Here is an 11,338-nt window from a genome sequence, read left to right as displayed (position 1 = left end):
GCCGCTGGGCCTGAAAACAAAAAATCCGCCCGAGGGCGGATTTTTGTTTTTCTGAGTGTGCGTCTTAACTGGCCGTTGCTGCCAGCGGCTGGCGCGCCGCACGGCTGCTGAGCAGGCGCAGGCCAAACCAGAGCACTGCGATACTGATACCCAGGCCGACGTACCAGGGTACGCCGAAACCGGCCGGCACCAGACCCAGCAGGATGCTGACGGTACCGACAAACAGCGCATAAGGCATCTGGGTACGGACGTGATCCATATGGTTACAGTCACTGGCGATAGAGGCCAGTACCGTGGTGTCCGAGATCGGCGAGCAGTGATCGCCCCAGACCGCTCCGGCCATCACCGAAGAGACTGCGGCATAGAAGATCGCCATGCCCTGAGTGGTACCGGCCATGCCGTTGGCTTCGAGGATATTCCAGCACAGCGGAATCACCAGCGGCATCAGGATACCCATCACGCCCCAGCTGGTGCCGGTGGCAAAAGCGGTCACCGCCGCCACCAGGAAGATCACCGTCGGCAACATCGCCGGCGCCACGGTAGAGCCCAGCAGCGAGGTCAGGTAGTCACTGGTATGCAGGGCATCGTTGACGTTGGACATCGACCAGGCCAGTACCAGTACGATGACACCCGGCGTCAGGGTACGGACGCCGTCAAACCAGGCATCGATGGTCTCTTCAAGGGTCAGGCCCTTACTGCCCAGTGACAGGAAGCCCGCCACCATCACCGATGCCAACGAGGCCCAGAGCATCGCCAGGAAGGAATCTCCGGCGGAGAAGACATCGGCAAAGCCGGAGCCTGCCGGGGCGCTTTCCAGGCCGGTGTAGTAGATGCCGGCGATAGTGCCGCCCAGCAGCACCAGAATCGGCAAAATCGCGCGATAGGCACGGGCTTCGGCCTTACCGGAATGCGCCACTTCGTCTTCGATCTGCGCCAGGCTCTTATCGCCACTGTCGGCCTGATCGGCACGCTGCTGCGCCGCCAGTTCGGCGCGGTACATCGGACCGAAATCACGGCCGCTGAAGGCGACAAACATCACAAACAGCCAGGCCAGAATCGGGTAGTAGCTGTAAGCCAGCGAGTCGAGGAAGATCGAGTAGGCGGCCTGATCGATCGCATCGATCTTGCTGACAGCGGCATCGATCAGGCCGGTCTCCACACCCACCCAGGTGCTGATCACTGAGACGGTCGCCACCGGCGCCGCCGTGGAATCGACAATATATGCCAGTTTCTCACGCGAAATCTTCAGCTTGTCGGTGATCGGACGCATGGTGTTACCGACGATCAGGGTGTTGGCGTAGTCATCAAAGAAGATCGCCGAACCCAGCATCGCCGTGCCCACCTGACCGCCGCGACGGGTCTTGATCAGGTTAAGGATCAGGTTAACGATGCCAGCGGTGCCGCCGTTCTTGCTGATAATGCCGACCAGGCCGCCGATCATCAGCGAGAAGATGATGATCGCCACGTGGCCCCAGTCGTTGATGGAGTTGACGGTGAACTTGGATACCGTATCCAGCAGGCCCTTCCAGATACCGCTGAAGGAGACACCGTAGGTCAGCGCCGCACCGACCCAGATACCGGCGAACAGTGCCGGAATCACCTGTTTCAGCGCCAGTGCCAGCACGATGGCAACAAATGCCGGAGCCAGCGACAGGATCGCCGGCACCGAGATGGTTTCAGCCTCTGCCAGTACCGCTCCCTCGGCACTCAGCAGCTGCGCCTGCACCGGATGGTGCCCGACACTGATCTCTGTCACCGATGCTTTGCCATCCTCAAAATTCAGCGGATAGCGCTGACCGTCCACCAGCAGCTGGTAGTCGCCTTCGGCATTGTCCAGCGCCACGCTGGCTTCGAAAGCGATATCCTGCAGCACCAGCGCAGGCAGTTCGATTTTGGCATTGTCAGCCGCCTGAACCAGGCCGCTGCAGAGCCACATCAGGGCAAAGACAGAGAGCAGTTTTTTATAGTAATGCATATCAATAGCTATCACCGGAGCAAGATAATGCCCGGTACCGTTTCATTTCATGGGAGGTGACTGCGGGATAACGCAGCCAGACAGAAAAAATCCAGCCGCACCGGTAAGGCGCGGCTGGATCTGGAAAGCGCGTATTCTAGCGTTGGAACTGGTAAACAGCACCCAGATTAAGGATGCGGGTCAGCTCATCCAGCGCGGTGCGGGACTCGATCAGCAGTTGCGGATCGGCCAGCTCGGCTTCGGTCAGGCGATCGCGGTAGTGCTTGTCGACCCAGCCATTGAGGGTGGCAAACAGCTGATCGCTCATCAGCGCATGCTGGTTCATCGCCGCATGCTCGGCTTCGTTCAGTACCACACGCAGGCGCAGGCAGGCAGGACCGCCACCGTTGCACATGCTCTGCTTGAGGTCGAACACCTTCACTGCGTCGATACCGCTGTCGCTGGCCAGCAGCTCTTCCACATAAGCCCAGACACGCGGGTTACCCCGGCACTCTTCCGGGATTACCAGCAGGGTCTTACCGTTCGGCAGTGCCAGCAGCTGGCTGTTAAACAGGTAGGTTTTCACCGCATCCTGCACGCTGACCTTATCGCTCGGCACTTCAGTGACACGGAAACCTTCACCGAAACGCTTGTGCAGCTCTTTCTTCACCTCGTCCTGATTAAGGAAGGCTTCCTGGTGGCAGAACAGCAGGTTGCGGTTACCGACCGCGATCACATCATTATGGAACACGCCCTGATCGATCACATCCGGATTCTGCTGCGCAATCACCACCTTACCCATATTCAGGCCATGCAGGCGGGCCACCGCCTCGGCAGCTTCAAAGGTGTGACGTGCCGGGTATTTCTGCGGTGCCGGTTTGCTGCTGTCGAAGGCGTAACGGCCATGCACGAAGAACTCCACGCCCTGCTCACCGTATTCGGTGCAGAAACGGGTGTGGTTAGCGGCGCCTTCATCACCGAAATGCTCGGCACCCGGCAACGCCTGATGGTGAGCGAAGTGCTTGTCGTCGCTGAAGGTCGCCTGCAGGATGCGGCCAGTGGTTTCATGCTCGATAGAGCGATGGAACTTGTTGGTCAGGTTGGCCGGGGTGAAGTGTACCCGACCGTCCAGGGTATCGGCGCTGGGCGATACGGTGGCGGCATTGGCGGTCCACATGCTGGAGGCCGAGCAGCAGGCGGCCAGGATCGCCGGTGCCTGCTGGCGCGCCTGGAACAGCACATCGGCATCGCTGCCGCTGAGGCCCAGACGGCGCAGGGTATGAACATCGGGACGCTCCTGCGGTGCCAGTACGCCCTGTACCAGCCCCATATCATGCAGCGCCTTCATCTTCACCAGGCCCTGTTTCGCGGCTTCACGCGGGTTGGACGGCGCATCCTGGTTATTCTGCGAGGCCACGTTACCGAAAGAGAGACCGGCATAGTTGTGGGTCGGGCCGACCAGGCCGTCAAAATTGGCTTCAAATGCTTTCATTGGCTAATCCTCACCCCTGCCACTGATTAAATCACCAGAGCATCTGCAGGTTTTAATGCTGAAAGTTTAGGACGGCCAGAGAGATCTGACCGTCCGAAATACGAAAGTGGCTGCGCGTTTTGCGAAACGCGCAGCGCGCTGCTGGCAGGCCCGAAGCGCCTGCTGCGCAGGCTTAGTCCAGGTCGAGGCCCGGAGACAGTGTTGCCGGTAGGCTCAGACCTTCGGCTTCCAGGCCCGCGACCGGGTAGGCGCAGTAGTCCGCCGCGTAGAAAGCGCTGGCACGGTGGTTACCGGAACCGCCGATACCACCGAACGGCGCCGCACTGCTGGCACCGGTCAGCTGCTTGTTGCGGTTAACGATACCGGCACGGATGCGACCGTAGAAGTTATCGAACTGGGCATCGGAATCGGTAAAGATACCGGCAGACAGACCGTAGCTGGTGTTGTTGGCTTCATCGATCGCCGCATCGAAATCGTCGTAACGGATCAGCTGCAGCAACGGACCGAAGTACTCATCGTCCGGCAGGGAAGCGATCGCCGTGACATCGATCAGGCCCGGGGAGACAAAACCGGTACCGGCCTGCAGTTTCTTCAGCTCAACCACCGGAGAGGCGCCCAGCTCGATCAGGTTAGCCTGTGCCGCCACCATGCCGTCAGCCGCCTGTTCGGAGATCATAGAGCCCATAAATGGCGCCGGGTCGGCCTTCTGCTCGCCGACCTGGATCTTCTCAACCGCCGCTTTCAGCAGGCTGATAAACTGATCGCCGGTCTCATTGCGCGGTACAAACAGGCGACGGGCGCAGGTGCAGCGCTGGCCAGTGGTGATGTAGGCAGACTGGATGGTCTCATGTACCGCCGCCTTCACATCGGAGATCTCACCGATAATCAGCGGGTTGTTGCCGCCCATCTCCAGCGCCAGGATTTTATCCGGACGGCCGCCAAACTGCTGGTGCAGGATATGGCCGGTGCGGGAGCTGCCGGTGAAGAACAGACCATCGATCTGCTGATGGTTCGCCAGTGCAATACCCGTATCACGCTCGCCCTGTACCAGGTTCAGCACGCCTTCTGGCAGGTCAGCCTCCTGCCACAGTTTAACCATCAACTCAGCGACCGCCGGGGTCAGCTCGCTTGGCTTCAGTACCACGGTGTTACCCGCCAGCAGGGCCGGGATAATATGGCCGTTTGGCAGGTGGCCCGGGAAGTTGTACGGGCCAAATACCGCGACCACGCCGTGTGGCTTGTGACGCAGTACCGCGCGGGCACCCGGCATTTCGGATTCACGGCTGCCGGTACGTTCGTTGTAGGCCTTGATGGAGATTTCAGCCTTACCGACCATGGCGCCGGCTTCGGTGCGGGTTTCCCACAGCGGCTTACCGGTTTCCATGGCGATGGTCTCGGCCATCAGCTCTTTGTTCTCTTCCAGCTTGGCGGCATAGGCACGGATAAATTCCGCACGCTGCTCGAAGCTTTTCGCAGCCCAGGCCGGGAAAGCGGCACGGGCAGCGTTCAGTGCCTGGTCTACCTGTGCGGCATCAGCACTGTTACCTTGCCAGATCACTTCGCCCTTGGCCGGGTTGAGTGAGCTAAAGGCTTCGGCTGCACCTGGCAGCCACTGTCCGTTGATAAAGAGGTTATCAGCCATTTCAGAATCTCCTGTCGGCGAAAAGCGGCACCGCACGCAGGGTGTCGCCCGATTGAATATTGAGACCCGCAGCGGTTTCAGCGCTGATCAGGGCTATGTCATTTCCTTGCATCCGCATCGGCGCCATAGCGCAGCGGTAGTCGTTGAACTCGCAGTTACTCAGCAAAAACAGCTCACCATCCAGCTTCTGGTCCACCAGTTTGGCCTTCACATAACGGCTGTCATGCACCGCGCGGATCTCGCGCAGCGGTGCTTCCAGCGCCGGACCGGCATCGAAGATGTCGATATAGCCGCTGTAGCGGAACCCTTCCTGCTCCAGCAGGCGGCGCGCCGGGGTGGTGTTGTCATGGGTCAGCCCGATCACCTCGCGCGCCGATTCCGGCAGCAGATTGGTGTAGATCGGGTACTTCGGCATCAGCTCGGCGATAAAGACCTTGGTCTTGTAAGACAGCTGATCGGCGTGATCGAAATCGATCTCGAAGAAGTGACGGCCCAGTCCCTCCCAGAACGGCGATACGCCGTTGGCGTCGGAGTAGCCGCGCATCTCGGCCAGCACCGTGTGGTGGAAACGCTCCTGGAACTCGGCCAGGAACAGGAAACGCGACTTGGAGAGCAGGTGACCGTTCTTGCTGTGACGGTAATCCGGATCGAGAAACAGGGTGCAGAGTTCGGTGTAACCGGTGAAATCATTACTGATGGTGAGGATCTGGGTCTGCTTGTAGATATCCAGCTCACGCGACGCCTGCACCATGGTTCCGACACGGTAGTTGTACCAGGGATAACTCAGACCCACGGCGGCATCGATACCACAGACGCCCACCACCTTACCGAGGCTCAGATCTTCCAGCACAAACAGGTAGTTACAGGCGTCCGGCGCGGTACCGTTGGCCATCGCCTCGACCCCGGCCTCCAGCTTGGCGCGTACCTGCTCATCATTGTCCTGCAATGAGGTGAAGCCCGGCCCTGTCTTGGCGGCCAAAGCTCTCAGGTCGTCCCAGTCCTGTTCCTTGATTGGTCGTACTACCATCATTTGTAGTGTCTGCCTCTGTTATTCTGTTTCAAGTCCCCGCGGACGGGTTGCAACGACAGCTGCCGCTCTCAACCCAATCCTACGCCAGCATCGGCCAGCTCAATCTCACCGGCGTCCAGCTTCAGGCAACGTATTTCGTCGCCCGCTTCCAGCTTCAGTGCCGCCGCCTCGGCCGCGGTCAGCGTCGGTGCCGCAGCATTGCTGCGCACCAGGGCACAGCGGTAATCCTGCAGCTTGTTGTTACTCACCAATACCCAGTCACTGCCGCCCTCTTCGCTGATCTGCAGCGGCAGGTTACGGCTCATATAGACCGAGCGGATATCATCACTGCGTACCTCAAGGGTCGGCCCGGCATCGAAGATGTCGACATAGCCCTTGTAGGTGAAACCTTCATCTTCCAGTAGGTCCATCACCACCTCCACGTCTGGACGCGGCTGGCCCAGTGCCGCGCGGGCTTCCGCGCTGAGCAGGGTGGCGTAAACCGGGTAATGCGGCATCAGGTCGGCGATAAAGCCCTTGGAGCTGATGCTGGTGAGGTAGTCTGCCTGGGCAAACTCCATCTCAAAAAAGTGCCGGCCCAGACACTCCCAGAAAGGCGACTGGCCGTTTTCGTCCTGCAGCCCCTGCAGTTCAGCCAGGGTGCGGCGGGCAAAGCGCTGCGGATGCTGTGCCATAAACAGCATCCGCGAGCGGGACAACAGGTGCAGCGCCGCCGGGTCACGGTGGTGCTGATCCAGGAACAGCGAACAGAGCCGGGTATTGCCGGTGTAGTCCTGGCACAGGTGCAGTGCCGGAATCCGGTTATGGATCTGCAGCTCGCTGGACGCGTGGACGATCTCGTCGATGCGGTAGCTGTAAAACGGTGTACGCAGCCCCACAGCGGCTTCGATGCCGGAGATGCCGACAACATTGCCGCTATCCGTCTCCTCCAGCACAAAGTGATAACTCTCTTCGCCTGCCCGTCCCACCTCTTTGGTCAGGGACTGCTGGGTCAGGCTGACCAGCTCACTCAGGTGGTCACGGTTTGCAGGCAGGGTCGTCAGACTCCCGCGCGCACTGTCTGCCAGGCGTTCCAGCGCCTCCAGATCAGCAAAGTTGAGCGGTCGGATAATCAGCATCGGTTTCCTCCAGCCAGGACAGCTCCCCGGCAGCAGCCAGTTTCATCAATAACAGGGCGCTCAGTTTGGCACGTTCGGTCAGGCTGAGCACCTGCATATACTCATCACTGCTTCGGATATTGCCGCCGACAACGCCGAGGTTGCGAATCTGCGGCAGGGTCACTCGCGGCCAGGCCACGTCAGCGCCGGCCGCGGCCAGCGGACGGAAAATACCGAGGCTGCGGGCGGTGTCATTGAGCCATTGCTGCATTGCCCCGCCACCCGTATCGGGCGGCGGACAGTCGATCGCCGCATCTGCGGCCACCGGGTTAAATCCCAGCATCAGCTGATGTCGGGTGGAGGCATCGGTGATGAACGCTGAAGTCGCCGCGCTTGGCTGCTCCCCGTCTGGGATCAGGAGCAGTTCCCAGCCGATCTGGCTGGCCCAGGGCGTCCGTTCCAACGCCTGCAGCGCCTTGATCATCACCATAATGCCGCCTTTCAGATGGGCAACGCCGGGTCCGCGGAGGATCTCGCCAGCAACTGCGTCATCCTCCAGCCGCGTTACCGCCTGAAACGGTTGAGTTGCCGGACAGGCCGTATCCAGCTGCGCCACCAGCAGCACCTGGCGTGGTGCCTGCGGTCGCTGGCACAGGCGGATCAGCTGACCCTGTCCGGACGGTTGTTCATTGCCCTGCGGATCTGCGAGCACACAGGGGCTTTGGAAAATCCCACGGTCGGGATTCAGAGCAAACACTTCACTTGTCGCACCCAGGCCGGACAGTAAGTCACGCACCAGCTCTCCAACCCGGTTTACACCTGTGGCATCACCGCTGCGGGAATCGATACGCGCCAGGCGGATCGTCTTCTCCAGCATCGCCTCGAACTGGTCATCCAGCCAGTCGAGCCAGGGTGTAAATGGGGTTATCTGTCGCATGCTTCGCCCTCGCGCTTTGGGTAAAGGTATTATTGAAGAAAGGGCTAAATCGACCAATATGCCCCCTGTCACTGAGGCGACACGGAGTTTTCATTTGCAGACATTTAGGAAAAGTTCTGTGAAAACAGCGCTAAAAACGCGCTTGAAGGCAGCAAAAACAGCGAAACACTCAGCCCGGCGCTGAGGTGAAAAATCCGCAAGTGCAGGCGGCGGCAGATCGGCTATTTTTGTTACTAAAAATACGGAGGAAAGCAGGATGGCTATCGCCATGTCTCTGTTAAACCATCTGCACGACCACGCCACCCCCTATCAACTGCTGCAGCACAAGGCGACCGGCTGCAGCCGCGACAGCGCCTATGAGGCAAAAGTCCCGGAAGACCACCTGGCCAAGGCGGTACTGTTAAAGGATGAACAGAGCTACCTGCTGGCGGTAATACCGGCCGACAGCTGGCTGCAGTTGAAGCGGCTGAGCCAGAAGCTGGGGCGTCAGCTGGAGCTGGCCAGTGAAACCGAGCTCAGGCTGATGTTTTCCGACTGCCTGCCCGGCGCGGTCCCGGCACTGGGCAAAGCCTATGAGATCGATACCGTAGTGGATGAAGACCTGGCCACCCTCTCCAACGTCTATATGGAAGGCGGCGACCACCAGACCCTGATCGCCCTCTCCGGCAGCGAGTTCCGCCTGCTGATGCAGGGCGTCAGGTACGGGCATTTTTGTCACCGACACTAAGCCTGAGCCGCGGGCCGGGCGCTGCGAGCGGCGCGCAAGAGCAGAAGCGCGCTTTGATTAAGCGCCTGCTGTTGAGTAGGTTGGGTCGAGGCGCGCAGCGCCGAATCCCAACATGGCGATGTTGGGAAGGGTGTAAATTCTCTGGTTTGGTTTGTCGGATGCGTTCCTTATCAGCCCTTCGGCAGCAGCGAGCTGGAAGCCACGCGCTAAAAGCTTAGCGCTTGCCGCTAGCTCGTCACCTGCTGCTTCTGGCTTACCGCTTTCCCATATTGTTCCTTCAGATAGGTCATCAGCAGGCTGAGGGCATTGAGGGCGTCCCAGAGGTTTCGTTCTTTCAGCGCGTCGTGGATCGCCTGATGGTGGCCGGTGATCACCTCACGGTCACGATAGCGGTTGGCGATCATATTGGTCAGCGGCTGCAGCGCCTCGATCACCGTGTACATATTGAACTGCAGTACCGGATTGGCGGTGGCTTCGACGATGGCGCGGTGGAAGCGAATATCGGAGGCACAGAACGCCTCATCACTGATGCCGCTGCGCTGCAATTCGATCTCGGCCGCCATCGCCGCCAGGTGATCCTCGCTACGGCGCTCAACCGCCAGCTTGATACAGAGCGCCTCCATATCGGCACGGGCTTCGGCGATGGAATCCAGGTCGAACTCCCCCAATGAGACCATCAGGGTGGCGGCGTTGGTCAGCGAGGTGTTGAGTTCCTCAGTCGACGGACGTTTGACGAAGGTACCGCCGGTCGGGCCACGGCGGGAACGGATCAGGTTCTGCGCCGCCAGCCGTTTCAGTGCCTCGCGGATGGTCGGACGAGAGACCGAAAAGCGCTCTGCCAGCTCCTCTTCGGTGGGCAAACGGTCGTCCACTTTGAGGTGGCCTTGCAGAATGGAGTCACGTATATTTTCAGAGATCTGTTTGGCCAGACTCTGGGTTACTATCTTCTCGTATTTGATGCTCATCAACGGGCTCCGGGTCTTTCAGGCGGTTCTGCGGCAGGCGTCGCAACGCTCTTAGCCAATATCAGCTCACTGCTGCCAAAAACGATTAACCCTTTGAATTAAAAAGGGTTTTAAAAAGCCACGCTTTCTCGCGCAGTGCCTTCACAGCTTCTCAGAACAGTGCTCTGAGCCATTACCCAACTAATATAACATATATTTTTTAGTTCATATTATTTATATTTGTTTGACAAATAGAGGAATCAGAATCTACTGTAAATGGAGCGTTCGGTTCCGACCGGCTTCCGATAAGAGATCGGAAGTGGCGGAAAACTGAATATTTGGTTACTACTGCACCGGTGTCATCTGCCTGCTACAAACCTCGCAGCGTGTCCGGTTACAGCCCATAACAGGAGAGACCGTCGTGACCCGTGAATCCTTTAAAGCCCTTGTCCTGAACCAGGATGAAGAGAAGAACACCCTAGCCGAGATCAAGCAGCTGAGCCTCGGCGACCTGCCGGATGAGGAGGTGCTGGTAGCGGTGGATTACTCCAGCCTCAACTACAAGGACGGCATGGCGGTCAGTGGCACCGGCAAGATCGTGCTGCAGTGGCCAATGGTGCCGGGGATCGACCTGGCCGGTACCGTGGTCGAATCCGCTTCCGACGACTACAAAGCCGGTGACAAAGTGGTGCTGACCGGCTGGAGCGTAGGTGAGAAATACTGGGGCGGCTACAGCCAGATGCAGCGCGTTAAAGCCAAGTGGCTGGTACCGCTGGCAGAAGGCCTGGATGCCAAACAGGCGATGGGCATCGGTACCGCCGGCCTGACCGCCATGCTCTGCGTGATGGCACTGGAAGAAGGCGGTGTGACACCCGACAGCGGACCTGTGGTGGTGACCGGCGCCGCCGGGGGCGTGGGCAGCGTAGCCGTGGCCCTGCTGGCCAATGCCGGTTACAAGGTTGCCGCCGTGACCGGTCGTGAATCCACCCACCAGTACCTGCGTGACCTGGGCGCCAGCGAGATCCTCAGCCGCGAAGAGATGTCCGAGAAAGCCCGCCCGCTGGAGAAACAGCGCTGGGCCGGGGCCGTCGATACCGTCGGTGGCGAGATGCTGGCCCGCGTGCTGGCCGAAGCCGACTACAGCGCGACTGTTACTGCCTGTGGCCTGGCCGGTGGCTTCAAACTGCCCTCCACGGTGATGCCGTTTATCCTGCGCAACGTGCGCCTGCAGGGTGTCGACTCGGTGATGTGTCCGGTCGAGCGCCGTACCATCGCCTGGCAGCGTCTGGCGAAAGAGCTGCCGGAATCGATGCTCAATGCCATCGAGCAGGTGGTATCACTGGAAGAGATTCCGGAGAAAGCCCAGCAGATTATGAAGGGCCAGGTTCAGGGTCGCGTGATTGTCGACCTGAACGCCTGAGGCGCACCGCGCTGCGAGCTACGGGTGGCGCGCTGATAAAGGCGCCGCTCGTAGCTACAAGAGCTGACCCCATTGGCTGCGATCAGATTATAGGT

10 protein-coding genes are annotated in these 11,338 nt (G+C 59.8%); 2 read left to right on the top strand and 8 right to left on the bottom strand.

The features are described 5' to 3' along the window. Nucleotides 1-64: 64 nt before the first annotated feature. From Q354_RS0116720 to Q354_RS28340, 7 genes are all read right to left on the bottom strand, one after another. Nucleotides 65-1,975 (bottom strand): Na+/H+ antiporter NhaC family protein, encoded by a 1,911-nt coding sequence (locus Q354_RS0116720; RefSeq protein ID WP_036230317.1) that lies wholly within the window; start codon nucleotides 1,973-1,975, stop codon nucleotides 65-67. 136 nt (nucleotides 1,976-2,111) lie between these two features. Beyond that, entirely contained in the window at nucleotides 2,112-3,446 is a 1,335-nt protein-coding gene (astB, locus tag Q354_RS0116715) for an N-succinylarginine dihydrolase (protein WP_027858595.1), read from the bottom strand. Nucleotides 3,447-3,618: 172 nt separating this feature from the next. Beyond that, complete coding sequence (astD, locus tag Q354_RS0116710; protein WP_027858594.1) at nucleotides 3,619-5,088, bottom strand: succinylglutamate-semialdehyde dehydrogenase; 1,470 nt, start codon at nucleotides 5,086-5,088, stop codon at nucleotides 3,619-3,621. Nucleotide 5,089: 1 nt separating this feature from the next. Then, a complete protein-coding gene (gene astA, locus Q354_RS0116705) occupies nucleotides 5,090-6,118 on the bottom strand; it encodes an arginine N-succinyltransferase (RefSeq protein ID WP_027858593.1) in 1,029 nt (342 codons plus the stop codon). Nucleotides 6,119-6,186: 68 nt separating this feature from the next. Beyond that, nucleotides 6,187-7,236, bottom strand: coding sequence for an arginine N-succinyltransferase (gene astA / locus Q354_RS0116700; protein ID WP_027858592.1), 1,050 nt, complete (start codon nucleotides 7,234-7,236; stop codon nucleotides 6,187-6,189). Further along, nucleotides 7,205-8,152, bottom strand: a complete 948-nt coding sequence (locus tag Q354_RS27545) for a hypothetical protein (protein WP_027858591.1) — start codon at nucleotides 8,150-8,152, stop codon at nucleotides 7,205-7,207. The genes astA (Q354_RS0116700) and Q354_RS27545 overlap by 32 nt, the downstream gene beginning before the upstream one ends. A gap of 90 nt (nucleotides 8,153-8,242) precedes the next feature. Continuing rightward, complete coding sequence (locus Q354_RS28340) at nucleotides 8,243-8,422, bottom strand: hypothetical protein (RefSeq protein ID WP_156948400.1); 180 nt, start codon at nucleotides 8,420-8,422, stop codon at nucleotides 8,243-8,245. Between Q354_RS28340 and Q354_RS0116690 the strand changes: the two genes are divergently transcribed. Beyond that, nucleotides 8,421-8,879: an aminoacyl-tRNA deacylase gene (locus Q354_RS0116690; RefSeq protein ID WP_051560280.1), complete on the top strand. Its 459-nt coding sequence runs from the start codon at nucleotides 8,421-8,423 to the stop codon at nucleotides 8,877-8,879. The genes Q354_RS28340 and Q354_RS0116690 overlap by 2 nt on opposite strands. A gap of 227 nt (nucleotides 8,880-9,106) precedes the next feature. Here the strand turns inward: Q354_RS0116690 and Q354_RS0116685 are convergent, their stop codons facing one another. Then, entirely contained in the window at nucleotides 9,107-9,844 is a 738-nt protein-coding gene (locus tag Q354_RS0116685; RefSeq protein WP_027858589.1) for a FadR/GntR family transcriptional regulator, read from the bottom strand. Between the two features lie 400 nt (nucleotides 9,845-10,244). On the opposite strand from Q354_RS0116685, the gene acuI reads away from it, so the two are divergent. Further along, a complete protein-coding gene (gene acuI / locus Q354_RS0116680) occupies nucleotides 10,245-11,243 on the top strand; it encodes an acrylyl-CoA reductase (NADPH) (protein ID WP_036230310.1) in 999 nt (332 codons plus the stop codon). Nucleotides 11,244-11,338: the final 95 nt, after the last annotated feature.

This window comes from Marinobacterium jannaschii DSM 6295 (assembly GCF_000620085.1).
Taxonomy (GTDB): Bacteria; Pseudomonadota; Gammaproteobacteria; order Pseudomonadales; family Balneatricaceae; genus Pontibacterium; species Pontibacterium jannaschii.
The sequence above is the reverse complement of the archived record's forward strand: the minus strand, read 5'-3'. Positions and strand labels throughout refer to the sequence as shown.

Coding starts and splice junctions, on each gene's coding strand:
- Q354_RS27545 (WP_027858591.1), bottom strand. CDS start 8,152: ATGCGACAGATAACCCCATTTACACCCTGGCTCGACTGGCTGGATGAC.
- astA (WP_027858593.1), bottom strand. CDS start 6,118: ATGATGGTAGTACGACCAATCAAGGAACAGGACTGGGACGACCTGAGA.
- Q354_RS0116720 (WP_036230317.1), bottom strand. CDS start 1,975: ATGCATTACTATAAAAAACTGCTCTCTGTCTTTGCCCTGATGTGGCTC.
- Q354_RS0116690 (WP_051560280.1), top strand. CDS start 8,421: ATGTCTCTGTTAAACCATCTGCACGACCACGCCACCCCCTATCAACTG.
- astD (WP_027858594.1), bottom strand. CDS start 5,088: ATGGCTGATAACCTCTTTATCAACGGACAGTGGCTGCCAGGTGCAGCC.
- astA (WP_027858592.1), bottom strand. CDS start 7,236: ATGCTGATTATCCGACCGCTCAACTTTGCTGATCTGGAGGCGCTGGAA.
- Q354_RS28340 (WP_156948400.1), bottom strand. CDS start 8,422: ATGGCGATAGCCATCCTGCTTTCCTCCGTATTTTTAGTAACAAAAATA.
- Q354_RS0116685 (WP_027858589.1), bottom strand. CDS start 9,844: ATGAGCATCAAATACGAGAAGATAGTAACCCAGAGTCTGGCCAAACAG.
- astB (WP_027858595.1), bottom strand. CDS start 3,446: ATGAAAGCATTTGAAGCCAATTTTGACGGCCTGGTCGGCCCGACCCAC.